We start from the raw sequence: 26,367 nt of genomic DNA, 5'->3' as shown, positions 1-26,367 counted from the left end.
CAGGGACGGGCGCGCCTGCGGCGGCAAGTTTGCCGCCCTGCGAGGGTTCCAAATGCCGTGCGCGTTCATATATGGGCAGGCGGTCGGGTCCGTTTTGGCCGCATGCTGCGGCGGTCGGGCCTGCCTTGCCTTCGCCAGCCCCCGATTATAGGGTGCGCGCCAATTCCGCCGGGGTCAGCCCGGCCCCAGAGAGACAGTGAGGACGCCCAATGTTTGTAACTCCCGCCTTCGCGCAGACGGCCGGTGCCGGTGCCGGTTCCGCCTTTGCCTCGTTCATCCCGCTGATCCTGATCTTCGCGATCATGTATTTCCTGCTGATCCGCCCGCAGCAGAAGAAGATGAAGGAACACAAGGCCATGGTGGAGGCGCTGCGGCGTGGCGACCAGGTGCTGACGCAGGGCGGCATCGTGGGCAAGGTCACGAAGGTGCAGGAGGACGGGCTGGTCGAGGTCGAGATCGCCGATGGCGTGAAGGTCAAGGTCCTGCGCCACACCATCGCGCAGGTGATGAACAAGACCGAACCGGCCGCGGCCTGAGCCGGATCGGACGCGCGTCATGCTGAATTTTCCGTTCTGGAAGCAGATCCTGACATGGATGCTGGTGGCGGCGGGGCTGCTGCTGGCGCTGCCCAACCTGTATTATCCGCAGGTCGAGGCGCATAACGACGCCGCCAAGGCGGTGGAGGAGGCAGGATTTGCCACGACGGAGCAGCAGGCCGCGCTGGACGAGTGGCCGGACTGGCTGCCCTCGGGGATCGTGAACCTTGGTCTCGATCTGCGGGGGGGCGCGCATCTGCTGGCCGAAGTGCAGGTCGAGGATGTCTACAAGGCGCGGATGGATGGCTGGTGGCCGGAAGTCCGCAACGCCCTGCGCGACGTGCGCGATCAGGTCGGCAGCGTGCGGCGGCAGCCCGCGCAGATCCCCTATGAGCTGCGCGTGCAGATCGAGAACGAGGCGGGCATGGCCGCGGCGGTCGAGGCCGTGCGGGCGCTGGCGTCGAATGTGGTGACGCTGACCGGTGTGGGCCAGACCGATATCGATGTCACGGCCGAGGGCAATGTGCTGATCGTGCAGCTCTCCGAGCCGGAGCGGGCGGCGGTGGACCAGCGGACGATCCAGCAGTCGCTGGAGATCATCCGTACCCGCGTCGACCAGGCGGGCACGCGCGAGCCCACGATCCAGCGGCAGGGCGCGGACCGCATCCTGATCCAGGTGCCGGGCATCGGGTCGGCGACCGAGCTGAAGGCGCTGATCGGGACGACGGCGAAGCTGACCTTCAACCCCGTGGTGCGCCGCGGCACGGCCGAGGACAAGACCCCCGGCGCGGGCAATGTGAGCCTGCCGTCGATGGACGAGGAGGGGGTCTGGTATACGGTCGAGGAAGTGCCCGTCGTGTCGGGCGAGGACCTGACCAACGCGAAGGGCGATTTCGACCAGAACGGGCGGCCTGCGGTGGCCTTCCAGTTCGATGTGCGCGGGGCGCGGGCCTTTGGCGACTATACGGCGCAGAACATCGGGGCGCCCTTTGCGATCGTGCTGGACGGCAAGGTGATCAGCGCGCCCGTGATCCAGAGCCACATTCCGGGCGGGTCGGGGATCATCACCGGCAATTTCACGGTCGAGGAGGCCAACCGTCTGGCGGTGCTGCTGTCGGCCGGTGCGCTGCCCGCGACGATGAATTTCCTTGAGGAACGGACCATCGGGCCGGAGCTGGGGCAGGATTCGATCGATGCGGGGCGGCTGGCGACGGTGATCGCGGCGGCGGCGGTGTCGGTGCTGATGATCGCCTCATACGGGCTGTTCGGGGTCTTTGCGGTGGTGGCGCTGGCCATCAACATGGCGATGATCTTCGGGATCATGTCGATGATCGGGGCCACGCTGACGCTGCCCGGGATCGCGGGTCTGGTGCTGACCATCGGGATGGCGGTGGATGCCAACGTCCTGATCTATGAACGCATGCGCGACGAGTTGCGGGCGGGCGCGAAGAGTGCGGCGCGGGCGATCGAGCTGGGCTTTGAACGGGCGCTGTCGGCCATCGTGGATGCCAATGTGACCACGCTGATCACGGCAGGTGTGCTGTTCTTCCTTGGCGCGGGTCCGGTGCGGGGCTTTGCGGTGACGCTGGCCATCGGGATCGTCACCTCGGTCTTTACCGCGATCAACGTGACGCGGCTGATCGTGACCTACTGGTACAACCGGCGCAAGCCGAAGACGCTGGTCGTATAAGGGGGACCGGATCATGGCATGGCGTTTCAAGCTGGCACCCGACAAGACGAATTTCGACTTCTTCCGCTGGCAGTGGCTGACCTTCGGCGGGTCGCTGTTCCTGTCGGTGCTGGCCATCGTCGCATGGGCGGTGATGGGGTTGAATTACGGGATCGACTTCAAGGGCGGGACCACGATCCGCACGGAATCGACCGTGGCGGTGGATGTGGGGGCCTATCGCGAGGCGCTGCAGGGCCTGCCCCTGGGCGATGTGTCGATCACCGAGGTCTTCGACACGAATTTCGCCGAGAACCAGCATGTCACGATGATCCGCATCGCGGCAGAGGATGAGTCGCAGGCCGTCACGCCCGAGCAGATCGGGCAGGTGGAAGAGGTGCTGCGCGCGGCCATCGACCCCGCGATGACCTTTCCCAGCGTCGAAAGCGTGGGACCCAAGGTTTCGGGCGAGCTTGTCTATACATCGGTCCTCGCGCTGATCGTGACGAGCCTGTGCATCATGGTCTACATGTGGCTGCGGTTCGAATGGCAGTTCGGCGTGGGGGCGGTTCTGGCGCTGCTGCATGACGTGATCATCACCATCGGCATCTTTGCCATCTTCCAGATCAAGTTCGACCTGACCATCGTGGCGGCGCTGCTCACCATCCTTGGCTATTCGATCAACGACACGGTGGTCGTCTTTGACCGGCTGCGGGAGAACCTGCAGAAATACAAGCAGATGCCCCTGCGCGAGGTGATGAACCTGTCGGTGAACGAGACGCTGGCGCGCACCCTGATGACGGCGCTGACCACGCTGATCGCGGTGGGGGCGATGCTGGTTTTCGGGGGCGACGTGCTGCGGGGCTTTTCGCTGGCGATCTTCCTTGGCGTGCTGTTCGGGACCTATTCGTCGGTCTATGTGGCCAAGAACATCGTGCTGATCATCGGGCTGGACCGGTCGGAAAAGGCCAAGAAGGCGGGCACGCCGGACGACTTCGCCAATATCGACGCTTGAGGGGGCTGCGATGCGCCTGACCGAGATCAGCTATGGCTCTGCCCTGCCGGTCGAGGGATACGGGCCGGGCTTCTTTCGCGTGGGGGGGCATGTGCTGCGCGGGGCCTGTCTGGTGACGCCCTGGGATGCGGGGCCGTGGGGCGGGCTGGAGGATACGGCGACGCCCTTGGCCATGGCGGGCAGGATCGACGTGCTGCTGCTGGGCATGGGGGCCGAGATCGCGCATCCACCCCGCGCCTTCCGCGAGGCGCTGGAGGCGGAAGGGATCGGGGTGGAGGTGATGTCCTCGCCCGCGGCCTGCCGGACCTACAATGTGCTGCTGGGCGAGGGGCGGCGGATCGCGGCGGCGCTGTTGCCGGTGGGCGGGCCGTGACGTCGCGGCGCGGGCAAAAATTCTCGAAAATTTTTGCAAATTCCTTCGAAGGAATTTGGAAGTGCTGAGCGTCGAGGGGTTGGCCGTGGCGCGCGGCGGGATTGCCGTGCTGGAGGGGGTGACCTTCCGGCTGGCGGCGGGGCGCGCGCTGATCCTGCGGGGGCCGAACGGGGTGGGCAAGACCACGCTGCTGCGGACCATCGCGGGGTTGCAACCGGCGCTCGAGGGCAGCGTGTCGGTGCCGGCGGAGGCGATGGCCTATGCCGCCCATGCCGACGGGTTGAAGGCCGCGCTGACGGTGGAGGAGAACCTGCGCTTCTGGGCGGCGATCCATGGCACGCGCGAGGTGGAGCAGGCGCTGGCGGGGATGGACCTGCTGGCGCTGCGCGACAGGCGGGCGGCGAACCTGTCTGCGGGGCAGAAGCGGCGGCTGGGGCTGGCGCGTCTGCTGGTGACGGGGCGGGCGGTGTGGTTGCTGGACGAGCCGACGGTGTCGCTGGATGCGGCCTCGGTCGCGCTGTTTGCGGGGGTGGTGCGGGGGCATCTGGCAGGCGGGGGCGCGGTTCTGGCGGCCACGCATATCGATCTGGGACTGGCCGAGGCAGAGGTGCTGGACCTTTCCCCCTTCCGCGCGAAGGCGCCTGCGGCGGGCGGGCGGCGCGGGGATTTCGACGAGGCTTTCGCATGAGCGGGGCGCGGCGCGGGATGGCCGGAGTTGACGGGGGGGCGTTTGCCCCCCGCACCCCCCGAGGATATTTGCGCAGAGAAGAGGGGGGCGCAGCATGTGGGCGCTGCTGACCCGTGATCTGCGGCTGGCGATGCGGGCCGGGGGCGGCTTCGGGCTGGGTCTGGCCTTCTTCCTGCTGGTGGCGGTGCTGGTGCCTTTGGGCGTGGGGCCCGAGGGGGGCATGCTGGGGCGGATCGCGCCGGGGATCCTGTGGGTGGGGGCCTTGCTGGCGTGCCTGCTGTCGCTGGACCGCATCTTTGCGCTGGATTTCGAGGACGGGTCGCTGGACCTGCTGGCCACCAGCCCCATGCCGCTGGAGGCGGTGGTGGCGGTGAAGGCCTTTGCGCATTGGCTGGTGACGGGGTTGCCGCTGACGGTGGCCGCACCCGTGCTGGCGGTTCTGTTGAACCTGCCGGTGGAGGGCTATGGCTGGCTCGTGCTGTCGCTGCTGCTCGGCACGCCCGCGCTGTCGGTGATCGGGGCCTTTGGCGCGGCGCTGGTGGTGGGGGTGAAGCGGGGGGGGCTGCTGTTGAGCCTGCTGGTGCTGCCGCTTTATGTGCCGACGCTGATCTTCGGGGCCGAGGCGGTGAAGCGCGGGGCGGCGGGGCAGGCGGTGGATGTGCCGCTGCTCCTGCTGGCGGCGATCACCTTGGGGGCGGGGGCGATGCTGCCCTTTGCGGCGGCTGCGGCAATCCGCGTCAATCTGCGGTGAGGCGCGCGTGATAGTGAATTGCGGGCGGTAGGGCGAAGGCTTAAGGGACGCGCATGTCGATCTGGGAATATGCCAATCCGAAGAAGTTCATGCAGACCTCGGCGGGGGTGTTGCCCTTTGTCTGGGGTCTGGCGGCGGCCTGTCTGGGCGTGGGGCTGGTCTGGGGGTTCTTCCTGACGCCGGATGATTTTCGGCAGGGATCGACGGTCAAGATCATCTATCTGCATGTGCCCGCCGCGATGATGGCGATCAATGCCTGGGTGATGATGCTGGTCACGAGCCTGATCTGGCTGGTGCGGCGGCATCATGTGAGCGCGCTGGCCGCCAAGGCCGCGGCGCCGGTGGGGTTGACCTTCACTGTCATCGCGCTGGTGACGGGGGCGTTCTGGGGGCAGCCGATGTGGGGGACGTGGTGGGCTTGGGACCCGCGGCTTACGTCCTTTCTGATCCTGACGCTGTTCTATCTGGGCTATATCGCGCTGTGGCAGGCGGTCGAGAACCCCGATACGGCGGCGGACCTGACGGCGGTGCTGTGTCTGGTGGGATCGGTCTTTGCACTGCTGTCGCGCTATGCGGTGCTGTTCTGGAATCAGGGCCTGCATCAGGGGGCGTCGCTGTCGCTGGACAAGGAGGAGAACGTGGCGGATGTGTTCTGGTTTCCGCTGCTGGTCTGTATCGCGGGGTTCGTCCTGCTGTTCGTGGCGCTGGTGCTGATGCGGACGCGGACCGAGATCCGTGCGCGGCGGATGGCGGCGCTCTTGGCGCGGGAGCGGCTGGCATGATGCCTGATCTGGGGAAATACGCCTTTGCGGTGCTGGCGTCCTATGGGGCGTCGCTGGGGCTTTTGATGGCGGTGGTGGCGCTGTCGGTCTGGCAGGGGCGGCGGGTGAAGCGGCAACTGGCCGAGATCGAGGCGCGGGCAGGGGAGCGGGCGGATGGCTAGGTGGCTGATGGTGCTGCCGCCGGTCCTGTTTCTGGGGCTGGCGGGCATGTTCTATGTGGGAATGCAGCGGGAGAACCCCGATGACCTGCCGTCGGTCTTTATCGGGCGCGAGGCGCCTGCGGTGCCGGTCGAGGGGCTGGCGGGTTTCCCTGCGCTGACGGATGGCGATCTGCGGACGGGCAAGGTGACGGTGGTGAATTTCTGGGCGAGCTGGTGTCCGCCCTGCCGTGCCGAGCATCCGGTGCTGCTGGAGATGGCAGCGAAGGGCATCCGTGTGGCCGGTGTGAACATGATGGACAAGGCCGCGGATGCGACGGCCTATCTGGAGGAGGACGGCAATCCGTTCTTTGCCATCGGCTTTGATCCCAAGGGGCGCAACCGCGTGGACTGGGGCGTCACCGCGCCGCCCGAGACCTTCATCATCAATGGCGACGGGACGGTGGCCTTCCGGTTCATCGGGCCGCTGGTGGGCACGGATTACGAGACGCGGTTCGTGCCCGCGCTGGAGGCGGCGCTGGCGGCTGTGGGCGGCTGAGCCTGTCGCACAGGGTGGAACGCAGAAGGGCGGCCCTGTGGCCGCCCTTTTGCATCTTGTCCTGCGGGGTCCGAGGCCAGATCAGACACCGATCAGCAGGAAGCCGATGACGGTCAGCAGGACCAGTCCTTCGCCCCATGGCAGCGCGGTGCCGAGGGAAAGTGCGCGCTGCGTGGCGGGCGGAGGGGAAAGGGGTCGTTGCATCCGTCGGTCTTCCCGGGCGTGATCGAGGGGTTTCACTCGTACGCATGTGGGATGACCATAGCCCCCGAAAGGGTCCACGGGCAGCCGCTTTATCGGAAACAATGGGTTTCCGGGGTGACGCAACAGGCCTGAGCAGCGGGTGCCCGGCGGTTTTCATGGTTAAGGTCTGACGGAGGATTGTGGCGGCAGAAGGGCGGGAAAGCGGACAGCCCGCGGCATGTGCCACGGGCTGTCCTTTTCTTCCGGCGGAACCTGTCTCAGGCGGCGGCGAGGTTGCGCAGCACGTAGTGCAGCACGCCGCCGTGTTCGACATATTCGATCTCGATTTCCGTATCGATGCGGCACTTGATCTGGATCGTCTTGGTGGTGCCATCCGCATAGGTGATGTGGCAGGGCACGGTGGAGAGCGGTTTCAGATCGCCTTCCAGACCTTCGATCGAGACGGTTTCATCCCCCTTCAGACCCAGCGACTTGCGCGTGTCGCCGCCGGTGAATTCGAAGGGGATGACGCCCATGCCGACGAGGTTGGAGCGGTGGATACGTTCGAACGATTCCGCGATGACCGCCTTGACGCCCAGAAGGGCCGTGCCCTTGGCCGCCCAGTCGCGGCTGGAGCCTGCGCCGTATTCGATGCCGCCGAAGATGACCAGCGGGGTGCCGTTGGCCTGATAGGCCATGGAGGCGTCGTAGATCGAGGTCTGCGCGCCGTCCGGCCCCTTGGTGTAGCCGCCTTCGACGCCGTCCAGCATCTCGTTCTTGATGCGGATATTGGCGAAGGTGCCGCGCATCATCACCTCGTGGTTGCCGCGGCGGGCGCCGTAGGAGTTGAACTCGGACACAGGCACCTGACGGTCGGTCAGGTATTTGCCGGCGGGGGTGGTGGCCTTGAAGGAACCGGCGGGCGAGATGTGGTCGGTCGTGATCATGTCACCCAAGAGCGCAAGGACGCGGGCGTTCTTGATGTTGCTGATGGTGCCGGGCGTCGCCGCCATGCCGCGGAAATAGGGCGGGTTCTGGATGTAGGTCGAGGAGGCGGGCCAGTCGTAGGTTTCGGCCTCGGTGATCTCCACCCCTTGCCACTTGGTGTCGCCCTTGAAGACGTCGGCGTATTTCTTGAGGAACGCCTCGCGCGTCACGGTGGCGTGGACGAGGTCGGCGATTTCCTTGTTCGTGGGCCAGATGTCCTTGAGATATACGGGCTGGCCGTTGGAACCGGTGCCGAGCGGTTCGGTGGTCAGGTCGATGTTCATGTCGCCTGCCAGCGCATAGGCCACGACCAGCGGCGGGCTGGCGAGGTAGTTCGCGCGGACATCCGGAGAGATGCGGCCTTCGAAGTTGCGGTTGCCCGACAGGACGGCGGTGGCGACGAGGTCACCTTCCGCGATGGCGGCCGAGATTTCGGGCTGCAGCGGGCCGGAGTTGCCGATGCAGGTGGTGCAGCCATAGCCCACGAGGTTGAAGCCCACGGCATCGAGGTCTTCCTGCAGGCCCGCGGCGTTGAGGTATTCGGACACGACCTGCGATCCCGGTGCCAGCGAGGTTTTCACCCACGGCTTGCGGGTCAGGCCCAAGGCGCGGGCCTTGCGCGCCACCAGCCCCGCGCCGATCAGCACATAGGGGTTGGAGGTGTTGGTGCAGGAGGTGATGGAGGCGATCACGACCTTGCCCGACGACAGCTTGTAATCCTCGCCCTTCACGGCGACTTCGACGCCCATCGGGCGCTTGAACGAGGCTTCCATTTCCTTGGCGAAGGAGGCCTTGGCATCGGTCAGCGGCAGATAGTCCTGCGGGCGCTTGGGGCCCGAGATGGCGGGGACGATTTCCGACATGTCGAGGTGCAGGGTCGAGGTGTAGACCGGATCGTAGTCGGGGCCGCGCCACATGCCGTTGGCCTTGGCATAGGCTTCGACAAGGGCGATGCGGCCCTCGTCGCGGCCCGTCTGGCGCAGGTAGCGCAGGGTTTCGTCGTCTACGGGGAAGAAGCCGCAGGTGGCGCCGTATTCGGGGGCCATGTTGGCGATCGTCGCGCGGTCGGCGAGCGGCAGGTGGTCCAGCCCTTCGCCGTAGAATTCGACGAATTTGTTCACCACGCCGTGCTTGCGCAGCATCTGCACGACCTTGAGGACGAGGTCGGTGGCGGTGGTGCCTTCGCGCATCGCGCCCGTCAGCTTGAAGCCCACGACTTCGGGGATGAGCATGGAGACAGGCTGACCCAGCATCGCGGCCTCGGCCTCGATCCCGCCGACGCCCCAGCCGAGGACGGCAAGGCCGTTGACCATGGTGGTATGCGAGTCGGTGCCGACGAGGGTGTCGGGATAGGCGACTTCGGCGCCGGTCTGATCGGTGTCGGTCCAGACGGTTTGCGCCAGGTATTCGAGGTTGACCTGATGGCAGATGCCCGTGCCCGGCGGCACGACGCGGAAGTTGTTGAACGCCTTTTGTCCCCATTTCAGGAAGACGTAGCGTTCCATGTTCCGTTCATATTCGCGGTCCACGTTGGCCTGGAAGGCGCGGGGGGTGCCGAATTCGTCGATCATCACCGAGTGGTCGATGACGAGGTCGACAGGCACCAGCGGGTTGATCTTGGCGGCCGAGCCTTTCAGCCCGAGGATGCCGTCGCGCATCGCGGCGAGGTCCACCACGGCGGGAACGCCGGTGAAATCCTGCATCAGCACGCGGGCGGGGCGATAGGCGATTTCGCGCGGGTTCTTGCCGCCCTGTTTGGCCCAGTCGCCGAAGGCGCGGATGTCGTCGACCGAGACGGTCTTGCCATCCTCGAAGCGCAGCATGTTTTCCAGCACCACCTTCAGCGCGGCGGGCAGGCGGGCGAAATCGCCAAGCCCTGCGGCCTGTGCGGCGGGGATGGAATAATAGGCGACGGTCTTGCCGCCTGCGGTAAGGGTCTGGCGGGTCTTTGCGCTGTCATGTCCGACGGTGACGGTCATGGGGGCCTCCTGCAAATCGCTGGCGTGACGGGCCCGCGAAGGGGCCGCTGCATGGTTCCGATGCCGGAAAGAATCCTTGCTGGCAAGGGAGTCCGGCACCTTGTATGCAATTGTATGCCGAAAATAAAGCCCCCAGTTCGGTCCGGTTCCGCGGGAAGGCCCGTTGCCGCGCGGGCGGAACGGGGGGAAAAGGGGGGTGCGAAGCCTCGCAAATGCTTGATTGGCGCGGGACGCGCTGGTTTTGTAACAGGGTGGGGTGACTGCCAATGACCGGGAAGGATGAGATGCGACATATCGTCAGCGCGCTCTGCGCTGTGACGCTTCTTGCGCCGGTGGCGGCATTTTCCGAGGAGGCCGGTCCCGCACGGTCCGGTGTCGTGGTGGAGCTTTACACCTCGCAGGGCTGTTCGTCCTGTCCGCCTGCGGATGAATTCATGGCAGAGCTTGCGGGGCATGAGGATGTCATCGCGCTGGCGCTGCATGTCGACTACTGGGACTATATCGGCTGGAGCGATAGCTTTGCGCGGCCCGAGTTCACGGGGCGGCAGAAGGACTATGCCCGCGCGGCGGGAAGCCGGATGATCTATACGCCGCAGATGGTGATCGGCGGCGTGGACCGGGTCGAGGGCAACACGCCCGAGGCGGTGGTCAAGCTGATCGGCAAGCATCTGGCGGCGGGAAGCCCCGTCACGCTGACGCTGGAGCGGCAGGGGGATGTGCTGGCGATCCGTGCCGTGGCCGAACCGCCGCTGGCGCGCGGGGTGGAGGTGCAGGTGGTGCGCTATATCCCCTCGGCCACGGTGGAGATCGCGCGGGGCGAGAATGCGGGGCGGGTGGTGACCTATCGCAACATCGTCACGGAGTGGGCCAAGGTGGGCGACTGGGCCGGAACCGCGCCGCTGGAGATGCAGGTGACGGCGGCGGGGGATGCGCCGGTGGCGGTGATCTTGCAGGAGACCGGACCGGCGGCTGTCGTGGCGGCGGCGCGGGTGGAGTGATCAGCCCCGCCGCGCGCGCGTCTCGCGGTGCCAGATGTAGAGGCCCGAGGCGGTGATGATCGCCGCGCCGAGAAGGGTGTAGGCGTCGGGCCATTCGTCATAGAGCACGATCCCCCATATCGTGGCGAGCAGGATGCCCGCATAGCCGAAGGGGGCGAGGATCGAGGCCTCGGTCATGGAGAAGGCGCGGATGAGGCAGATCTGCGCGGCGGTGCCGAGGCAGCCCACGGTGACGAAAAGCCAGATGTCCGAGGGCGCGACCGGCTGCCAGACGCCCGGCAGCAGCGCCGTCGTGACGAGCGAGCCGAAGAGCGCGCCGTAGAGCATGGAGGTCCACGGGCTTTCGCTCATCCCCACCTTGCGGGTCAGCAGCGCCGAGGCGGCGTAGGAGACGGCGCAGCCCAGCGGCAGCAGGGCCGCGGGGGTGAAGACATCGGCGCCGGGGCGGATGATGATCATGGCGCCGGTCATGGCGGCGATGACGCCCGCGATGCGGCGCAGGCCCAGCTTTTCCCCAAGGAAGAGGGCGGCGCCCAGCGTGATGAGGACGGGGTTGATGTCGGCCAGCGCCGTCGCCTCGGCCAGTCCGATATGGGCGAGCGAGGCGAAGAAGAACCCTGTCGCCCCCATCTGCGTGGCCGAGCGCAGGACATGCAGCGCGGGATGGCGGGTGCGGGCGATGACCGGCAGGGCGCGGTTGACGATCACGAGGACCAGAGCCACCTGCCCGATGAAGCGCGCCCAGATCACCTGCGTGGTGGGATAGACCTGCACCAGCCCCTTGGCCAGCGCATCCATCGCGGTGAAGAGGACGAGGGCCGCGAGCATCAGGAGAATGCCCTTGCGGGTGCTGGCTTCGGTCTGGATCTGCATGGGCGCGACCCTAGGGGGCGGCGCGGCGGGCTTCAAGGTGGCATCGCGGGGGCGCGCGCGCGGCGGTGCCGTCGCGCCTGTGGCCGGGCAAGCCGGGGGCCAGCCCCCGGACCCCCGGGATATTTGGGGACGGAAAATGGGGAGTGGGCATTTTCCGTCCTGAAATATCCTCGGGGGGTGAATTGGCCGCAGGCCAAGAGGGGGGCCGAGGCCCCCCTGTCTGCGGCAGGGAAGGAAAGCGACGGGACGTGTCGGGGATGGGCGATCCTTTGGCGCGGGCTTGGCGGAGCCTTGCGGGCACAGGGCGGGAGGGATGCGCGATGAACCAGCATTATGCCGAGCGGCGGAAGATCGATCCGGGCAAGGGGGCCGTGCTGGGGGATGGCACGCCCAATGACAATGACCGGGTGGAGATCGGGCCCACGCAACTGGCCTTTGCCGAATGGGAGGCGGCGGGGGTGGAGTTGCCGCAGCTGGACCGGATGCGGGAATACCGGTGGCGGCGGCTGGTCGAGGCGCTGGTGGCGCGGGATATAGGGGGGCTTTTGCTCTTTGATCCGCTGAACATCCGCTATGCGACCGATACGACGAACATGCAGCTGTGGAACAGCCACAACCCGTTCCGCGCCTGTCTGATCTGCGCCGACGGGCATATGGTGATGTGGGAATACAAGAATTCCCCCTTCCTCGTGACCTTCAACCCGCTGGTGAAGGAGCTGCGGACGGGGGCGTCGTTCTTCTACAACGTCTGCGGGGATGCGACGGCGTCGGATGCGCGGGCCTTTGCGGCCCAGGTGGAGGAGGTGATGCGCGCCCATGCGGGCACGAACCGGCGGCTGGCGGTGGACAAGATCATGATCCACGGTCTGCGCGCGCTGGAGCGGGCGGGGTTCGAGGTGCTGGAGGGCGAGGTCGTCACCGAGCGCGTGCGGGCGGTGAAGGGGCCGGATGACATCCTGGCGATGCGGGCGGCGCATCGGGCCTGTGAGGCGGCGATTGCGGAGATGGAGGCGTTTACGCGGGAGACCGTGCCGAAGGGGGGCGTGAGCGAGGACGATATCTGGGCGGAGCTGCACAAGGGGAACATCCGGCGCGGGGGGGAGTGGATCGAGACGCGGTTGCTGGCGTCGGGGCCGCGGACGAATCCGTGGTTTCAGGAATGCGGGCCGCGGATCGTGCAGAACAACGAGATCGTGGCCTTCGATACTGACCTGATCGGTTGCTATGGCATCTGCATCGACATCAGCCGCACCTGGTGGGTGGGGGACGGGCGGCCGACCAATGCGATGGTCAGCGCCATGCATCACGCGATGGACCATATCGCCACCAATATGGCGATGCTGAAGCCCGGGGTCACGATCCGCGAATTGACGCATGGGGGGCATCAGCTGGCCCCCGAATACTGGGCGCAGAAATATTCCTGCAAGATGCACGGGGTGGGGCTGTGCGACGAGTGGCCCTTTGTTCCCTATCCCGACGGTTGGGTGGAAGGGGCCTTCGATGTGGCGCTGGAGCCGGGGAACGTGCTGTGCGTCGAGGCGCTGGTCAGTCCGGAGGGCGGGGATTTTTCCATCAAGCTGGAAGAACAGGTACTGATCACCGAGACGGGGCATGAGAACCTGACGCGCTATCCCTTCGACGCGCGGCTTCTGGGGTGAGGGGCAGGGGGCGCACGCGCCCCCTCTGGGTCTGCGACCCATTCACCCCCTGTGGGTATTTGGGCCGAGATGAAGGGGCGGGGTGGCGGGGGGCTGACCTTTGCCTGTGTCGTGTTGCCTTGTCACGGGGCGGATCAGGGCGTAAGGGGGCCGCGACCTGCCCATCCTGACACGAGGCCGCGATGATCCCCCGCTATTCCCGTCCCGATATGGTTGCCATCTGGGAGCCGCAGACCCGTTTTCGCATCTGGTTCGAGATCGAGGCCCATGCCTGCGACGCGCAGGCCGCGCTGGGGGTGATCCCCAAGGCCAATGCCGAGGCCGTGTGGAAGGCGAAGGATGTGACGTTTGACGTGGCGCGGATCGACGAGATCGAGGCCGTGACGAAGCATGACGTGATCGCGTTCCTGACGCATCTGGCCGAGATCATCGGGAATGACGAGGCGCGTTTCGTGCATCAGGGGATGACGTCGTCGGATGTGCTGGACACGACGCTGAACGTGCAGCTGGTGCGGGCGGCGGACCTGCTGCTGAAGGGCGTGGACCGGGTGCTGGCGGCGCTGAAGGCGCGGGCCTATGAGCACAAGGATACGGTGCGGATCGGGCGCAGCCACGGCATCCACGCCGAACCCACGACCATGGGTCTGACCTTCGCGCGGTTCTATGCGGAGATGGCGCGCAACCGCAAGCGGCTGGAGGCGGCGCGGGCCGAGGTGGCGACGGGGGCGATTTCGGGCGCGGTGGGGACATTCGCCAATATCGATCCGCGCGTCGAGGAACATGTCTGCAAGATGATGGGGCTGGAGCCCGAGCCGATCTCGACCCAGGTGATCCCGCGCGACCGGCATGCGATGTTCTTTGCCACGCTGGGGGTGATTGCGTCGTCGATCGAGAATATCGCCATCGAGATCCGGCACATGCAGCGGACCGAAGTGCTTGAGGCGGAGGAGTATTTCTCGCCCGGGCAGAAGGGGTCGAGCGCGATGCCGCACAAGCGCAATCCGGTGCTGACCGAGAACCTGACGGGGCTGGCGCGGCTGGTGCGGATGTCGGTCATTCCGGCGCTGGAGAATGTGGCGCTGTGGCATGAGCGGGACATTTCCCATTCGTCGGTGGAACGCGCCATCGGGCCGGATACGACCGTCACGCTGGATTTCGCGCTGCACCGTCTGGCCGGGGTGGTGGAGAAGCTGGTGGTCTACCCCGAGAACATGTTGAAGAACATGAACAAGTTCAAAGGGCTGGTCATGTCGCAGCGGGTGCTGCTGGCCCTGACGCAGGCCGGCGTCAGCCGCGAGGATGCCTATCGTCTGGTGCAGCGCAACGCGATGAAGGTCTGGGAGAAGGGCGCGGATTTCAAGACCGAGCTTCTGGCCGATGCCGAGGTGACGGCGGCGCTGAGCCCTGCCGAGATCGAGGAGAAGTTCGATCTGGGCTATCACACCAAGCATGTCGACACGATCTTTGCCCGCGTCTTCGGCTGACCTGCCGCGATAACGCAGGGTTGAGCGGGTTCGCGCAGGGGATCGCGCAGGGGCGGATTTTTCCGCCCTTGTCTTTTGCGATTCCATGTTAGGCTTTTCGATACGCACCGGATGCGGATTTTCCGACGGCCGGTCGCCCTGACGAAAGCCATTTGCGAAAGAAAGGACGACCCCATGAAGATCAAGACGACGCTCATCGCCCTTGTGCTGGCTGCGGCACCGGGGCTTGCCCTTGCCGGGGGTGGGTGCAACAGCGAAAAGACCAATATCTCGGCGTCGAGCTGTGTCGAAGGCACGGTCTATGACGCGGCGACGGGCACCTGCGTGCCGCAGACCACTTCGTGAGTTGGTAAGGGCCGGTTAATCCGGCCCTTTTACCCTGTCCGTAACGCATCCAACCGGACGGGGGCATGATGAAGGATGATACCGGCGTGGCGCTGGCCCGCCCTGTGGCGCTGGGCGATCTGGTGCCGCGACCCACCACCCCTGTCGAAAAGGCGGCGATCATCGTGCGGCTTCTGCTGTCCGAGGGCGCGTCGCTGCCGCTGAGCGCGCTGCCCGAGGGGCATCAGGCGCGGCTGGCCGAGCAGATGGCACGGATGGGGCTGGTGGACCGCGCCACGATGGCGGCGGTGGTGGAGGAGTTTCTGGCCGCGCTGGATGCGGCGGGGCTGAGCTTTCCCGAGGGGCTGGACGGGGCGCTGTCGCTGATCGACGGGCATATCTCGGCCAATGTGGCGAGCAGGCTGCGGCGGATGGCCGACAGCACCGCGCGGGCCGATCCCTGGGAGCGGATCGGGGCGCTGTCGGCGGAGGAGTTGCTGCCGCTGCTGGCCGAGGAGGCGGCAGAGACGGCGGCGGTGGCGCTGTCGACGCTGCCCGTGGGGCGGGCGGCGGAGGTGCTGGCGCTGATGCCGGGGGACCGGGCGCGGCGGGTGGCGCTGGCCATGGCGCGGACGGGGGGGATCGCGCCCGACACGCTGCGCCGGATCGGGCGGTCGCTGGTGGCGCAACTGGAGGCGCGGCCGGAGCGGGCCTTTGCCGCGGGGCCGGTGGACCGGATGGGGGCAATCCTGAACGTCTCTCCCAGCGCCACGCGCGAGGAGGTGCTGGCGGGGCTGGAGGAGGAGGACAGGGGTTTTGCCGAGCAGGTGAGGAAGGCCATCTTCACCTTTGCCCATATCCCCGCGCGGGTGGCCCCGCGCGACCTGCCGCGTGTGCTGCGCGCGGTGGAGCCGGGGGTACTGGTGACGGCCCTTGTCGCGGCGCAGGCGGACGAGGCGCTGGCGGGGGTGGTGGAGGCGATCTTTGCCGCGCTGTCGCCGCGCATGGTGCAGCAGTTCCGCGACGAGATGGAGGGGCGGGCCGTGCCGCCTGCGAAAGACGCGGATGCGGCCTTTGCGGCGGTGGTGTCGGCGGTGCGGCAGCTGGAGGCGGCGGGGGAGATCGCGATGAAGCGGGAAGAGTAGGGACTGTCGGTGGCTCGGGGGGCGATTTTTCTGCGAAAAATCGGGCGCGGGTGGTGATGTGGGGTTTCGGGATTATCCGCTATATCAGGTGGTTGGATGGGTATTCTGAGGTTCTGCGTGAGGCTGCGGCGGGCTTGTCTGGCGTGGTGCGGGGGGATAGGCATGGGGCATGGAGAACCCCGTCTTGCAGGACAGATTGCCGCTGGCGCCGTGGATGGTGCCTGCCCTGGCGCGGCTGCCCGGGATGCGGCCCTGCGGGGCGGAGGACTGGCTGCGGCGGGACGAGGCCTTTGCGGGCCAGATGGCGCGGCGCGACTGGCTGATCGCGACGCGGCAACCGCTGGTCCATGCGCTGTTGCCCGAGGGGCGGGCGGCGGCGGAGGAGCTTTACCGGCGGGTGCTGGCGCGGCTGGCGGAGGACGGGGATTACGAGATCGGGGCGGATCGCGTGCGGCGGCCGGACGGGGTGGTGGTGCCGCTGGATCCGCGCTGGCCGCTGGTGACGCTGGGGCGGCTGGTGCAGGAGGATCTGTGCCTGCTGGCCGAGGGGCCGGAGGGGCATGTGCTGACAGGCGCGGTGCTGTGCTTTCCGGCAAGCTGGATGCTTTCGCAGAAGATGGGCAGGCCGCTTCTGGGCATCCACCGGCCCGTGACGCATTACGCGGGCGATCTGGAGCGGCGGGTGCAGCGGCTGTTCGACGGGTTGCGGGCGGGGCAGGTGCTGGAGCGGTACAACGCGCTGGTCTATGACGATGCGGAACTGCACCAGCCGCGGATGGAGCATGAGACGCGCCCGCGCCCGCAGCGGCGGGACTATCTGCGGTCCGAGCGGCAATGCCTGATGCGGCTGCCGGAGACGGGGGCGGTGCTGTTTTCCATCCACACCTATCTGGTGCGGATGGAGAGCCTGTCGGAGGCGGAGCGCGACGGGCTGGAAGCGGCGGGGCTGTGAGCGGTCAGAGCAGCGAGAGCGTGGGCGGGAGGCCGAGCCCGAAGGCGTGGCCGAGGCCGAGCGCGGTGCAGGCCAGCGCCATCATGCGGGCGGATTGGGTGACATTGCCGCCGCGCAGGAGCGAGCAGGTGAGCATCGCCGCGCCCATGGGCAGGTAGACGATCAGCATGGTCACGTCGAGCGTGGTCGCCGCGAGGCGCATGCGGACATTTTCGGCCGGCGTCTCTTCGTCCTGCGGGTAGAGGGCGGTGCGGACGCGGTCGAGTTCGGGGGCGGCGCGGCGCGGCAGGTCGGGCTGGCTGTTGGCCGGTTCGGGGGCGCGGCTGCGCGCGGGCTGTGCCGCGGTGGCGCGGGCGCGTTCGGCCTTGGCGGCGCGTATGGCCATGGCCTTTTCGACGAAGCTGGCGGGCATGTCGGCCTCGGGGAAGGCGCGGATGGCGTCGGACCGGAGGGCGCGGCGGACGATGGGGGGGGCGGGGATGTCGCCCGAAAGGTCGGGCAGGCGGTCGAAGAGGTCGTCCACGAGATCGGCGGTGACGGGGCCTGCGACCTGATGCCAGAGGGTTTCGCGCGGGGCGAAGCGGGCGCGCAGGCGGTCTGCGATCAGGTGGCAGAGTTCGTGATAATGGCGCGGATCGGGGGGCAGGCCGCGCAGGGCGGGCGTGGGGCCGACCGAGAGCATCAGGCTGCTGGGCAGTCCGGGCGCGGTCTCGCCGGTATAGGAAAGGGTGAAGCGCGCGCCGTCCAGATCGAGGAAGGCGAGGTCGTCGCCATCCCATGTGACGCTGCGCCGCCCTGCGCCGGACCGTTCGAGGGCGGCGTCCAGCTCGGACACCAGCAGGCCGAGATTGAGCGCGGGGTCGCGGTCAAAGACGAACTGGGCGATCGTGCTGTCATCGAAGGCCATGGCGCCCTCTCCCGTTGCGGTCTGCTCAACCCCAAGATGATGGTTAATTGTGCCGATATTCGGATCAGTTTGTGGAATTCGCCGCGGGTTTTTGCGGGTTCTGCCCCATTCATGCCCGAATTGGTGCCGGATGCGCCGTTTTCCGCCGAAGCGGTGCGGGGTTGTTCGCGCCGTGGCAACGGTCAGAGCGGGATCGTGACGAGGCCGTGCCAGAGGGAGGAGACGATGCCGACCACGGTCACGGCCTGTGCCGAAAGGCGCAGGTCCGGCCCGCGGAAGAGCGACAGGATGCCGAGCGCGAGACCGACGGGCAGGGCGGCGACCAGCAAGACCAGCGTGAGGACCATGGCGGTGAGCCGTTCGGGAAGGGGCGCGCGCGTGCGGGGCGCGGGCATGTCATCGTCCCGGCTGTAGAGCACGCAGCGCAGGTCGCGCAGGCGGTCGCGCAGGGGGTCGGTGATCGCCTCGTGCGCCTGTGGCGCGGGGGCGTTGCGCCGTGCCCTGTCGCGGGCAAGATCGGCGGCGGTCAGGTGGCGGATGCGGCGGCGGCCGGTTTCTGCGGGCGGGGCTGCCGCGGGGGCGTCGGGCAGGGCGGATGTGGCGGCGGTTCCGGCCGTGTCGTCCTCTTGCCCGTCGTCGTGCCAGAGATTGCGGGCGGCGGGGTCGAGCGCTGCCTCGCGCGCGTCGAGAAGGGCGCGGGCGCGGGCGCGGCTGCGGCGGATGCGGTCGTCCCCGGCGTCGCGGTCGGGGCTGTCGAAGACCCCTTCGAACAGGTCGGGCAAAGGCAGCGGCAGGGCGGGGCTGTCATCGACGGTGCGGGCGAAGGTGAAGCGGAGCGGCCGGCGGGGCGTGACGCCCGCTGCGGGAAGCTGCGCCGGTGCCGGAGCAGGCAGGCGCAGCGGCCCCGCCGCCGCGGCGGTTCCGGCATCGGGATCGGGCAGGAAGGGTGTTTCACTGTCGAGCATGATGGCTGCCCCCTGGCTTCGTGGCCAAGGAAGCATCGAATCGTGACCAGATTTTGTCCTTTCCGTGGAAGGGCCCGCGGGAAACCCTGCAATTAAAGGTAGGTCACGTTCCGAAGGATGGGGCGGGCCGCCCCGTGGCTGTGGAAAGACTGTGTCGGAATGGAGAAGGGCCGCCCGAAGGCGGCCCTTTCCTGTCCCTGTCCCGCCGGATCAGCAGGAGTAGTACATCTGGTACTCGATCGGGTGCGGCGTGTGTTCGAAGGCGTAGACCTCTTCCCACTTCAGCGCGATGTAGCCTTCGATCTGGTCCTTGGTGAACACGTCGCCTGCAAGCAGGAAGTCCATGTCCTTTTCCAGTTCCTCCAGCGCCTCGCGGAGCGAGCCGCAGACGGTGGGGATGGCGGCCAGTTCTTCCGGCGGCAGATCGTACAGGTCCTTGTCCGAAGCCGGGCCCGGGTCGATCTTGTTCTTGATGCCGTCAAGACCGGCCATCAGGAGTGCTGCGAAGGCCAGATAGGGGTTGGCCGACGGATCGGGGAAGCGGGCCTCGACGCGCTTGGCCTTCGGGCTTTCGGTCCACGGAATACGGACGCAGCCCGACCGGTTGCGGGCGGAGTAGGCGCGCAGGACCGGTGCCTCGAAGCCCGGGATCAGGCGCTTGTAGGAGTTGGTCGACGGGTTGGTGATCGCGTTCAGCGCCTTGGCATGCTTCAGGATGCCGCCGATGAACCACAGCGCCTCCTGGCTGAGGTCGGCGTATTTGTCGCCCGCGAAGAGCGGCTTGCCGTCCTTCCAGATCGACATGTTCACGTGCATCCCCGAGCCGTTGTCGCCCTTGATGGGCTTGGGCATGAAGGTCACGGTCTTGCCGTAGGCGTGGGCCACGTTGTGGATCACGTATTTGTATTTCTGGATGTTGTCGGCCTGTTCGGTGAGGCCACCGAAGATCATGCCCAGTTCGTGCTGGCAGGTCGCCACTTCATGGTGGTGCTTGTCGACCTTGATGCCCATGCGCTTCATGGTCGAGAGCATCTCGCCGCGGATGTCCTGCGCCTCGTCGATCGGGTTGACGGGGAAGTAGCCGCCCTTGTAGCCCGCGCGATGGGCGAGGTTGCCGCCTTCCATCACGGTGTCGGTGTTCCAGGCCGCCGCTTCGGCGTCGAGCTGGTAGGAGACCTTGTTCGGGCTGACCTGATAGCGGACGTCGTCGAAGATGAAGAATTCGGCTTCGGGGCCGCAGTAGAAGGCGTCGCCGATGCCCGAGGATTTCAGGTAGGCTTCGGCCTTCATCGCCGTGCCGCGCGGGTCGCGGCTATAGGCTTCGCCCGTGTCGGGTTCGACGACATTGCAATGCACGCACATCGTCTTTTCGGCGTAGAACGGGTCGATATAGACCGAGGAAGCATCGGGGATCAGCTTCATGTCGGACTGGTCGATCGACTTCCAGCCGGCGATGGAGGAGCCGTCGAACATGAAGCCTTCCTCGAAGAAGTCCTCATCCACGAGGTCGGCCACGAGGGTGACGTGCTGAAGCTTGCCCTTGGGGTCGGTGAAGCGGATGTCGACATATTCGACTTCCTCGTCCTTCATCAGCTTCAGAGCATTCTTTACTGCGCTCATCATGATGCCTTTCGGTTTGGGTGTTTCAGGTTCCGTTCCGCCTTGCGGGGCGGTCGGTGTTCATCAGACCGCGTCGTCGCCGGTTTCGCCGGTGCGGATGCGGATGGCCTGTTCGACGGGCGAGACGAAGATCTTGCCGTCGCCGATCTTGTCGGTGCGGGCGGCGGCGATGATCGCCTCGATCGCGGTGTCGACCATGTCGTCGGTGAGGACGACTTCGATCTTCACCTTCGGCAGGAAGTCGACGACATATTCGGCGCCGCGGTAGAGTTCGGTATGGCCCTTCTGGCGGCCGAAGCCTTTGACTTCGGTGACGGAAAGGCCCTGGATGCCGGCTTCCTGAAGGGCTTCCTTCACCTCGTCCAGCTTGAACGGTTTGATGATCGCCTCGATCTTCTTCATGGCCGACTCTCCCCCGGGAACCTTGTCTCTGTCGGTATGATCATTTCTGCTGGGGAGGGACAATTGCACTTCCGACCTGTGTCGCCGTTATGGGGCGGTTTCGGAGGGGTGTGATTAAATTTTGTGCAAAGCGTCTTTTTGATGGGCGGTTTGCGAACGGATTGGGCGGTGGGATGGCCGAGCTTCTGACTTCTGCACAAATGCGCGCCATCGAGGCGGCGGCGATTGCGAGCGGCGCGGTGACCGGGCTGGAGCTGATGGAGCGGGCCGGGCGGGGGGTCGTGGAGGCGATCTTTGAGGAATGGCCGGAGCTTGCGGCGGGGTCGTTCCGGGCGGTGGTGCTGTGCGGGCCGGGGAACAATGGCGGCGACGGGTTCGTGGTGGCGCGGCTGCTGAAGGAGTGGGGGTGGGAGGTGACCTGCTACGCGTGGGACGATCTGGCACGTCAGGGGCCGGATGCGCGGGCGATGCGGGCGCAGTGGGAAGCGGCGGGCGGGGTGATCACGCCCTTCGTGACGTTTCATCCGGCGCGTGACGGGTTCGACGTCATGGTTGATGCTCTGTTCGGCATCGGCATGACGCGCGGGCTGGAAGTCAGTGCGCTGAATGAGGAGTTTCTGGGCTGTGCGCCGCGGCGGGTGGCGGTGGATGTTCCATCCGGTCTGATGGCGGACACGGGGCAGAGCGTGGAGCCGAGATATGTTGCGGAGCTGACGGTTACGTTTCACGCACCGAAGCTGGGGCATTTCCTCGGGGTTGGGCCGGAGTGCTGCGGCAAGCTGGTGGTGGCGGATATCGGGCTTAAGGGCGGGGGAGGGGTGCCGTTGGTGGGTCCGCCCGAAGGGCTGCGGCTGGGGAAGCGGCAGGGGGCGCACAAATTCGGCAACGGGGCGGCGCTTGTGCTGGGCGGGCCCGTGGGGCGCGGGGGCGCGGCGCGGCTGGCGGCGCGGGGCGCTTTGCGGATGGGTGCGGGGCTTGTGACGGTGGGTTGTCCGGGCGAGGCGCTGGGGGAGAACGCGGCGCGGTTGGATGCGGTGATGCTGCGGGTGGTCGAGGATGGGGCGGGGCTGGCGGTCGTGCTGGAGGATGGGCGGATCGGGGCGGTCTGTCTGGGGCCGGGGTTTGGGACCGGGGCGCGGGAGGCGGGGTTGGTGGCGGCGGCCTTGGGAGCGCCCGTCCCGGGCTGGACCCGGGACCTCTCGGCCAGTGGTCGTGTGGGTGGTGGTGGAGGTCCCGGGTCAAGCCCGGGACGGGGTTTGGTGCTGGATGCCGACGCGCTGACGATCTTGTCGCGGGAGGCGGCGTTGTTCGGGGCGCTGCATGGGGGCTGTGTGCTGACGCCGCATGGCGGGGAGTTCGCGCGGCTGTTTCCGGATATTGCGGAGAAGTTGGCGGCGCCTGCGGTGGCGGGGCCTGCCTATTCCAAGGTGGATGCGACGCGCGAGGCCGCAGTTCGGGCGGGGTGTGTGGTGTTGTTCAAGGGGGCGGATACGGTGATCGCCGCGCCGGATGGGCGCTGTGCGGTGAATTCGGCGCATTACGAGCGGGCGGCGCCTTGGCTCGCGACGGCGGGATCGGGGGATGTGCTGGCGGGGTTCATCGCGGGGCTGATGTCGCGGGGGTTTGCGCCCTTTGATGCGGCCTGCACGGGGGCCTGGCTGCATGTGGAATGCGCGCGGGAGTTCGGGCCGGGGCTGATTGCCGAGGATCTGCCCGAGATGCTGCCTGCGGTGTTCCGGCGGCTGGGGGTGTGAGGGGCGAATTCTGGCGCAGAATTCGCGGCGGAATTTGACGCAAATTCCGCTTTGTGGCGGTCGGTCGGGGGCCGTTTCCTGCGTCAGGAAACGGCGCGAAATCTGCGACAGATTTCGCGGGCATTTTCCTCTCGCATCCCCCTTGGCGCTTTGCTAGAAGGGCGCGGAATTTTCAGGGCGCGTGCGGGCCGGACCCGAGGGGGACGGACGTGCGGGCTTTGGGCAATTTGCGGGTGTGGCGAAACTGGTAGACGCACCAGATTTAGGTTCTGGCGCCGTGAGGCGTGGGGGTTCAAGTCCCTCCACCCGCACCAGGGATGAGATGAGAAGGACGGAACAATGCAGGTCACCGAGACCCTGAACGAAGGTCTGAAGCGCGCCTACACCATCACGGTGACGGCGGCCGAGCTGGACGCGAAGGTTCAGGAAAAGCTGGTCGAGGCGCAGCCCGAGATCGAGATGAAGGGCTTCCGCAAGGGCAAGGTGCCGCTGGCGATCCTGAAAAAGCAGTTCGGCCAGCGCCTGCTGGGCGACGCGATGCAGGACGCCATCGACGGCGCCATGAAGGACCATTTCGACAAGACCGGTGACCGCCCCGCGCTGCAGCCCGAGGTGAAGATGGTCGATGGCGAGACCTGGGCCGAGGGCAAGGATGTCGTCGTCGAGATGTCCTACGAGGCGCTGCCGCCGATCCCGGATGTGGATGCGGGCAAGATCGTGCTGGAAAAGCTGGTCGTGAAGGCTGCCGATGCCGATGTGGAAGAGGCGCTGAAGAATCTGGCCGCCACCGCGCAGTCCTTCGAGGACCGCAAGAAGGGCGCCAAGGCCAAGGACGGCGACCAGATCGTGATCGACTTCAAGGGCTCGGTCGATGGCGAGCTGTTCGAGGGCGGTTCGGCCGAGGATTACCCGCTGGTTCTGGGGTCGAAGTCCTTTATCCCGGGCTTCGAGGACCAGCTGGTCGGTGCCAAGGTCGGTGACGAGGTGTCGGTCAACGTGACCTTCCCGGCCGAGTATGGCGCGGCGCATCTGGCCGGCAAGGCCGCCGTCTTTGCCTGCACGGTCAAGGCCGTGAAGGAGCCGAAGGCGGCCGAGATCGATGACGAGCTGGCCAAGAAGTTCGGGGCCGAGGATCTGGCCGCGCTGAAGGGCCAGATCGCCGAGCGTCTGGAGGCGGAATACAAGGGCGCCTCGCGCGCGGTGCTGAAGCGGGCCCTGCTGGACCAGCTGGACGCGCAGGTGAAGTTCGACCTGCCCGCCCGTCTGGTCGAGGCCGAGGCGTCGCAGATCGCGCACCAGCTGTGGCACGAGGAAAACCCGCACGAGCACGGCCACAACCACGGCAATATCGAGCCGACGGACGAGCACAAGACGCTGGCCGAGCGCCGCGTGCGTCTGGGCCTCTTGCTGGCCGAAGTGGGCCGCAAGGCCGAGGTGACGGTGACCGATGCCGAGATGACGCAGGCCGTGCTGGCGCAGGCCCGCAACTATCCGGGTCAGGAGCGCGCCTATTTCGAGTTCGTCCAGAAGAACCAGCAGGTGCAGCAGCAGCTGCGCGCGCCGATCTTCGAGGACAAGGTCGTCGACCACATCGTGGCGGGTGCCATGGTGACCGAGAAAGAGGTCGCCAAGGACGAGTTGCAAAAAGCAATCGAAGCGCTTGACGAAATGTGATAAATCGGTCGCCGGGACGGTGCGTCCCGGCCCCGTCACAGGCTTTGCGCGGGGTGCGGATCGCATCCCGCGCTTTGTTTTTCCGGCGCGTCCCGCGTAACGAGTGGCAAGGTCGGGTAGTGATGCGAGTGATGACGACGGATATGAAGGCCGCAGAAGCCGTGTCGATCAGGACGGGGATCGAGGGGGTGCTGCCGGCATGGCGCAGCACATCGCGCCCGCAGGGGCGGGGGCGGATCGCGCCTTTCCAGCCCGAAGGCAAGCGGCTGGCGGTATTCTACCTGCACATTCCGCGCTGTGGCGGGGCAAGCGTGACGCGCTTTCTGGAACGGGTCTATGGCCCTGCGGGCGTGACCTGCGAGGCGCAGGCGCGGCTGGATGCGATCCTTGACGGTCAGGCAAAACCCGTGGTGACGGATTGCGTCGTCGCCTCGTTGCCGCTGGTGCGCTGGCTGCATTTCGCGGGGGCGGGGGACTACCAGCGGGTGACGATGCTGCGGAACCCCTGGGCGCGGCTGGTGTCGCAGATCAACCGGCTGGCCGAGATCGGGCCTGAGGGGGCGGCGGTCTATGGCCCGTCGGCACGCACGCTGGCCGAAGAGGTGGTGCGGGCGGATTTCACCTCGCGGTCGGGGCTGGACCGGTTCAGCAACCGGCTGCGGCTGATCGACAGCGGCTTTGACAATCTGCAGGTCCGGATGCTTGTCACCGGTACGATGTCGGCGCTGGTCAAGCATATCACGCCGAAGGATGTGGATGTGGCCTTCCGCGAACTGGAACGGTTTGCGGTGGTGGGGTTCTGCGAGGAGCAGCTTGACCTGCAACGCACAATCGCGCGGCTGACGGGTACGAAGATCGCGGCAAGCGCGGTGTTCGAGGGGGCGTCGAAGTCTTCGGTCCTGTCGGTGCGGAATACGCTGGCGCGGGATGTGCTGCTGCCGCTCTACGAACTGGATCAGGAGCTTTATGCGCGGGCGCGGGCTTTGGTGGCGGCGCGTCAGGTCTGAGGCCGCGCCTCGCGCCAGAGGATGTAGAGCCCCGCGCCGATGATGATGGCGATGCCGGTCCAGTCCGGCAGGCTGGGCCATTGGCGCCAGAACACCCAGCCGTAGATGACCGACCAGAGCAGGCCGGTATATTCCAGCGGCGTGACGACCGATGCCTCGCCGATGCGGTAGGCTTGGGTGAGGAGTGTCAGGCCGGCGGCGGCGATGATGCCGCAGGACATCATCAGCATCAGGTCGAAGGGCGTGGGCGTGACCCAGCCGCGCAAGAGGAAGGCCAGCGCCGGATGGGCCGCGCCACCATCGTCATAGGCGCCGCTGCCCAGAACGGCGGACATGGCAAGGGCGGCGGCCAGAAAGACCGCATTGCCCCAGAAGGCCAGCGCCGAAGCGGTTTCGGTGCTGCCCAGACGGCGGGCGGCGATCATCGAGACGGCATAGGTGAAGCCCGACAGGACGGGCAGGAGGGCGGCCCAATCGAAAAGCTCTCCCCCCGGCCGGACCATGATGAGCACGCCGGCAAAGCCCGCGATCAGTGCGGCCCAGCGGCGGGGGCCGACCCGTTCGGACAGGAAGAAGACCGAGAGGATCGTGATGAAGAGCGGGGCGGAGAAATAGAGCGCGACGGTGGTCGCCATGGGCAGGGCGGCGAGGGCGAGGTAATAGGCGGTATAGGCGGCGAACATGACCACGCCGCGCCCGATCATCGCCCGTGTGCCCTTGGTGAACAGCGAGCCGAGGCCGCCTTCCCAATGGACAAGGAGCAGAAGGAAGGGGATGGCGGTGAGCGAGCGCAGCACCATCGCCTGATGCAGGGGATAGTCGCCCGAAAGCAGTTTCAGGATCAGGTCCTGCACGGAAAACACCGCCACGCCTGCGATCAGGAAGGCGACGCCCTTGGCGTTCTGGGCGGACGGGGGATGTGTGGTGGGGGTCATGCGCTCTCCTCGC

The 26,367-nt window shown here is 67.0% G+C and carries 26 protein-coding genes and 1 tRNA gene; 19 read left to right on the top strand and 8 right to left on the bottom strand.

Going from position 1 to position 26,367, the window contains the following annotated elements; genetic code table 11:
- Window positions 1-209 precede the first annotated feature (209 nt).
- The 9 genes from yajC (at window position 210) to GU927_RS16715 (ending at window position 6,507) form a co-directional block, all read left to right on the top strand.
- The gene (yajC, locus tag GU927_RS16755) at window positions 210-536 is read left to right on the top strand and encodes a preprotein translocase subunit YajC (RefSeq protein ID WP_161763598.1); all 327 of its coding nucleotides are present in this window, start codon (window positions 210-212) and stop codon (window positions 534-536) included.
- 19 nt (window positions 537-555) lie between these two features.
- Entirely contained in the window at window positions 556-2,226 is a 1,671-nt protein-coding gene (secD, locus tag GU927_RS16750; protein ID WP_161763597.1) for a protein translocase subunit SecD, read from the top strand.
- A 13-nt stretch (window positions 2,227-2,239) separates the two neighbouring features.
- Window positions 2,240-3,217, top strand: a complete 978-nt coding sequence (secF, locus tag GU927_RS16745) for a protein translocase subunit SecF (RefSeq protein WP_161763596.1) — start codon at window positions 2,240-2,242, stop codon at window positions 3,215-3,217.
- A 10-nt stretch (window positions 3,218-3,227) separates the two neighbouring features.
- Complete coding sequence (locus GU927_RS16740; protein WP_161763595.1) at window positions 3,228-3,590, top strand: Mth938-like domain-containing protein; 363 nt, start codon at window positions 3,228-3,230, stop codon at window positions 3,588-3,590.
- A 55-nt stretch (window positions 3,591-3,645) separates the two neighbouring features.
- A complete protein-coding gene (gene ccmA / locus GU927_RS16735) occupies window positions 3,646-4,278 on the top strand; it encodes a heme ABC exporter ATP-binding protein CcmA (protein WP_232489252.1) in 633 nt (210 codons plus the stop codon).
- A 94-nt stretch (window positions 4,279-4,372) separates the two neighbouring features.
- Window positions 4,373-5,029, top strand: coding sequence for a heme exporter protein CcmB (gene ccmB / locus GU927_RS16730; RefSeq protein ID WP_161763593.1), 657 nt, complete (start codon window positions 4,373-4,375; stop codon window positions 5,027-5,029).
- 53 nt (window positions 5,030-5,082) lie between these two features.
- Window positions 5,083-5,811: a heme ABC transporter permease gene (locus GU927_RS16725; protein ID WP_161763592.1), complete on the top strand. Its 729-nt coding sequence runs from the start codon at window positions 5,083-5,085 to the stop codon at window positions 5,809-5,811.
- Window positions 5,808-5,972, top strand: a complete 165-nt coding sequence (gene ccmD / locus GU927_RS16720) for a heme exporter protein CcmD (protein WP_161763591.1) — start codon at window positions 5,808-5,810, stop codon at window positions 5,970-5,972. Before GU927_RS16725 ends, ccmD begins: the two co-directional genes overlap by 4 nt.
- On the top strand, window positions 5,965-6,507 hold the full coding sequence (locus GU927_RS16715) for a DsbE family thiol:disulfide interchange protein (RefSeq protein WP_232489251.1): 543 nt from the start codon (window positions 5,965-5,967) through the stop codon (window positions 6,505-6,507). Before ccmD ends, GU927_RS16715 begins: the two co-directional genes overlap by 8 nt.
- Window positions 6,508-6,588: 81 nt before the next feature.
- Here GU927_RS16715 and GU927_RS20545 read toward each other — a convergent pair whose 3' ends face one another.
- Both GU927_RS20545 and acnA read right to left on the bottom strand, forming a co-directional pair.
- Window positions 6,589-6,711: a hypothetical protein gene (locus GU927_RS20545; RefSeq protein ID WP_269770137.1), complete on the bottom strand. Its 123-nt coding sequence runs from the start codon at window positions 6,709-6,711 to the stop codon at window positions 6,589-6,591.
- A gap of 257 nt (window positions 6,712-6,968) precedes the next feature.
- Window positions 6,969-9,656: an aconitate hydratase AcnA gene (gene acnA, locus GU927_RS16710; RefSeq protein ID WP_161763590.1), complete on the bottom strand. Its 2,688-nt coding sequence runs from the start codon at window positions 9,654-9,656 to the stop codon at window positions 6,969-6,971.
- 266 nt (window positions 9,657-9,922) lie between these two features.
- Here acnA and GU927_RS16705 point away from each other — a divergent pair, with 266 nt between their 5' ends.
- Entirely contained in the window at window positions 9,923-10,654 is a 732-nt protein-coding gene (locus tag GU927_RS16705; RefSeq protein WP_232489250.1) for a DUF1223 domain-containing protein, read from the top strand.
- On the opposite strand, the gene GU927_RS16700 is transcribed toward GU927_RS16705, so the two are convergent.
- Window positions 10,655-11,527, bottom strand: coding sequence for a DMT family transporter (locus GU927_RS16700; RefSeq protein WP_161763588.1), 873 nt, complete (start codon window positions 11,525-11,527; stop codon window positions 10,655-10,657). It lies immediately after the preceding gene.
- Between the two features lie 320 nt (window positions 11,528-11,847).
- Between GU927_RS16700 and dddP the strand changes: the two genes are divergently transcribed.
- The 5 genes from dddP (at window position 11,848) to GU927_RS16675 (ending at window position 17,090) form a co-directional block, all read left to right on the top strand.
- Window positions 11,848-13,185 (top strand): dimethylsulfonioproprionate lyase DddP, encoded by a 1,338-nt coding sequence (dddP, locus tag GU927_RS16695; RefSeq protein WP_161763587.1) that lies wholly within the window; start codon window positions 11,848-11,850, stop codon window positions 13,183-13,185.
- Window positions 13,186-13,367: 182 nt separating this feature from the next.
- Window positions 13,368-14,669, top strand: a complete 1,302-nt coding sequence (gene purB, locus GU927_RS16690) for an adenylosuccinate lyase (RefSeq protein ID WP_161763586.1) — start codon at window positions 13,368-13,370, stop codon at window positions 14,667-14,669.
- A 174-nt stretch (window positions 14,670-14,843) separates the two neighbouring features.
- Window positions 14,844-15,014, top strand: coding sequence for an adenylosuccinate lyase (locus tag GU927_RS16685; protein WP_161763585.1), 171 nt, complete (start codon window positions 14,844-14,846; stop codon window positions 15,012-15,014).
- A gap of 65 nt (window positions 15,015-15,079) precedes the next feature.
- Window positions 15,080-16,138: a FliG C-terminal domain-containing protein gene (locus GU927_RS16680; protein WP_232489249.1), complete on the top strand. Its 1,059-nt coding sequence runs from the start codon at window positions 15,080-15,082 to the stop codon at window positions 16,136-16,138.
- A 169-nt stretch (window positions 16,139-16,307) separates the two neighbouring features.
- On the top strand, window positions 16,308-17,090 hold the full coding sequence (locus GU927_RS16675) for a heme-dependent oxidative N-demethylase family protein (protein ID WP_232489248.1): 783 nt from the start codon (window positions 16,308-16,310) through the stop codon (window positions 17,088-17,090).
- A 4-nt stretch (window positions 17,091-17,094) separates the two neighbouring features.
- On the opposite strand, the gene GU927_RS16670 is transcribed toward GU927_RS16675, so the two are convergent.
- The 4 genes from GU927_RS16670 to GU927_RS16655 form a co-directional block, all read right to left on the bottom strand.
- On the bottom strand, window positions 17,095-17,997 hold the full coding sequence (locus tag GU927_RS16670) for a hypothetical protein (protein WP_161763584.1): 903 nt from the start codon (window positions 17,995-17,997) through the stop codon (window positions 17,095-17,097).
- 182 nt (window positions 17,998-18,179) lie between these two features.
- Window positions 18,180-18,962: a hypothetical protein gene (locus GU927_RS16665; RefSeq protein ID WP_161763583.1), complete on the bottom strand. Its 783-nt coding sequence runs from the start codon at window positions 18,960-18,962 to the stop codon at window positions 18,180-18,182.
- 210 nt (window positions 18,963-19,172) lie between these two features.
- On the bottom strand, window positions 19,173-20,582 hold the full coding sequence (gene glnA, locus GU927_RS16660) for a type I glutamate--ammonia ligase (protein WP_161763582.1): 1,410 nt from the start codon (window positions 20,580-20,582) through the stop codon (window positions 19,173-19,175).
- Window positions 20,583-20,645: 63 nt separating this feature from the next.
- The gene (locus GU927_RS16655; protein ID WP_161763581.1) at window positions 20,646-20,984 is read right to left on the bottom strand and encodes a P-II family nitrogen regulator; all 339 of its coding nucleotides are present in this window, start codon (window positions 20,982-20,984) and stop codon (window positions 20,646-20,648) included.
- Between the two features lie 173 nt (window positions 20,985-21,157).
- Here GU927_RS16655 and GU927_RS16650 point away from each other — a divergent pair, with 173 nt between their 5' ends.
- The 4 genes from GU927_RS16650 to GU927_RS16635 all read left to right on the top strand — a co-directional run bounded on the left by GU927_RS16650 (window position 21,158) and on the right by GU927_RS16635 (window position 25,419).
- Window positions 21,158-22,738 (top strand): NAD(P)H-hydrate epimerase, encoded by a 1,581-nt coding sequence (locus tag GU927_RS16650; protein ID WP_161763580.1) that lies wholly within the window; start codon window positions 21,158-21,160, stop codon window positions 22,736-22,738.
- Window positions 22,739-22,967: 229 nt separating this feature from the next.
- A tRNA-Leu gene (locus GU927_RS16645) sits at window positions 22,968-23,052 on the top strand.
- A gap of 25 nt (window positions 23,053-23,077) precedes the next feature.
- Complete coding sequence (tig, locus tag GU927_RS16640; RefSeq protein ID WP_161763579.1) at window positions 23,078-24,412, top strand: trigger factor; 1,335 nt, start codon at window positions 23,078-23,080, stop codon at window positions 24,410-24,412.
- A gap of 131 nt (window positions 24,413-24,543) precedes the next feature.
- Window positions 24,544-25,419: a sulfotransferase family protein gene (locus tag GU927_RS16635; protein ID WP_161763578.1), complete on the top strand. Its 876-nt coding sequence runs from the start codon at window positions 24,544-24,546 to the stop codon at window positions 25,417-25,419.
- On the opposite strand, the gene GU927_RS16630 is transcribed toward GU927_RS16635, so the two are convergent.
- A complete protein-coding gene (locus GU927_RS16630; protein ID WP_161763577.1) occupies window positions 25,410-26,354 on the bottom strand; it encodes a DMT family transporter in 945 nt (314 codons plus the stop codon). The genes GU927_RS16635 and GU927_RS16630 overlap by 10 nt on opposite strands.
- Window positions 26,355-26,367: the final 13 nt, after the last annotated feature.

Source organism: Paragemmobacter amnigenus (genome assembly GCF_009908265.2).
Classification (GTDB): Bacteria; Pseudomonadota; Alphaproteobacteria; order Rhodobacterales; family Rhodobacteraceae; genus Paragemmobacter; species Paragemmobacter amnigenus.
This window is presented reverse-complemented; position numbering and strand designations above follow the sequence as displayed.

What these genes read in the sequence shown, in the direction of transcription:
- yajC (WP_161763598.1), top strand. Translation starts at nt 210, where the DNA reads ATGTTTGTAACTCCCGCCTTCGCGCAGACGGCCGGTGCCGGTGCCGGT.
- secD (WP_161763597.1), top strand. Translation starts at nt 556, where the DNA reads ATGCTGAATTTTCCGTTCTGGAAGCAGATCCTGACATGGATGCTGGTG.
- secF (WP_161763596.1), top strand. Translation starts at nt 2,240, where the DNA reads ATGGCATGGCGTTTCAAGCTGGCACCCGACAAGACGAATTTCGACTTC.
- GU927_RS16740 (WP_161763595.1), top strand. Translation starts at nt 3,228, where the DNA reads ATGCGCCTGACCGAGATCAGCTATGGCTCTGCCCTGCCGGTCGAGGGA.
- ccmB (WP_161763593.1), top strand. Translation starts at nt 4,373, where the DNA reads ATGTGGGCGCTGCTGACCCGTGATCTGCGGCTGGCGATGCGGGCCGGG.
- GU927_RS16725 (WP_161763592.1), top strand. Translation starts at nt 5,083, where the DNA reads ATGTCGATCTGGGAATATGCCAATCCGAAGAAGTTCATGCAGACCTCG.
- ccmD (WP_161763591.1), top strand. Translation starts at nt 5,808, where the DNA reads ATGATGCCTGATCTGGGGAAATACGCCTTTGCGGTGCTGGCGTCCTAT.
- GU927_RS16715 (WP_232489251.1), top strand. Translation starts at nt 5,965, where the DNA reads ATGGCTAGGTGGCTGATGGTGCTGCCGCCGGTCCTGTTTCTGGGGCTG.
- GU927_RS20545 (WP_269770137.1), bottom strand. Translation starts at nt 6,711, where the DNA reads ATGCAACGACCCCTTTCCCCTCCGCCCGCCACGCAGCGCGCACTTTCC.
- acnA (WP_161763590.1), bottom strand. Translation starts at nt 9,656, where the DNA reads ATGACCGTCACCGTCGGACATGACAGCGCAAAGACCCGCCAGACCCTT.
- GU927_RS16705 (WP_232489250.1), top strand. Translation starts at nt 9,923, where the DNA reads ATGACCGGGAAGGATGAGATGCGACATATCGTCAGCGCGCTCTGCGCT.
- GU927_RS16700 (WP_161763588.1), bottom strand. Translation starts at nt 11,527, where the DNA reads ATGCAGATCCAGACCGAAGCCAGCACCCGCAAGGGCATTCTCCTGATG.
- dddP (WP_161763587.1), top strand. Translation starts at nt 11,848, where the DNA reads ATGAACCAGCATTATGCCGAGCGGCGGAAGATCGATCCGGGCAAGGGG.
- purB (WP_161763586.1), top strand. Translation starts at nt 13,368, where the DNA reads ATGATCCCCCGCTATTCCCGTCCCGATATGGTTGCCATCTGGGAGCCG.
- GU927_RS16685 (WP_161763585.1), top strand. Translation starts at nt 14,844, where the DNA reads ATGAAGATCAAGACGACGCTCATCGCCCTTGTGCTGGCTGCGGCACCG.
- GU927_RS16680 (WP_232489249.1), top strand. Translation starts at nt 15,080, where the DNA reads ATGATGAAGGATGATACCGGCGTGGCGCTGGCCCGCCCTGTGGCGCTG.
- GU927_RS16675 (WP_232489248.1), top strand. Translation starts at nt 16,308, where the DNA reads ATGGAGAACCCCGTCTTGCAGGACAGATTGCCGCTGGCGCCGTGGATG.
- GU927_RS16670 (WP_161763584.1), bottom strand. Translation starts at nt 17,997, where the DNA reads ATGGCCTTCGATGACAGCACGATCGCCCAGTTCGTCTTTGACCGCGAC.
- GU927_RS16665 (WP_161763583.1), bottom strand. Translation starts at nt 18,962, where the DNA reads ATGCTCGACAGTGAAACACCCTTCCTGCCCGATCCCGATGCCGGAACC.
- glnA (WP_161763582.1), bottom strand. Translation starts at nt 20,582, where the DNA reads ATGAGCGCAGTAAAGAATGCTCTGAAGCTGATGAAGGACGAGGAAGTC.
- GU927_RS16655 (WP_161763581.1), bottom strand. Translation starts at nt 20,984, where the DNA reads ATGAAGAAGATCGAGGCGATCATCAAACCGTTCAAGCTGGACGAGGTG.
- GU927_RS16650 (WP_161763580.1), top strand. Translation starts at nt 21,158, where the DNA reads ATGGCCGAGCTTCTGACTTCTGCACAAATGCGCGCCATCGAGGCGGCG.
- tig (WP_161763579.1), top strand. Translation starts at nt 23,078, where the DNA reads ATGCAGGTCACCGAGACCCTGAACGAAGGTCTGAAGCGCGCCTACACC.
- GU927_RS16635 (WP_161763578.1), top strand. Translation starts at nt 24,544, where the DNA reads ATGACGACGGATATGAAGGCCGCAGAAGCCGTGTCGATCAGGACGGGG.
- GU927_RS16630 (WP_161763577.1), bottom strand. Translation starts at nt 26,354, where the DNA reads ATGACCCCCACCACACATCCCCCGTCCGCCCAGAACGCCAAGGGCGTC.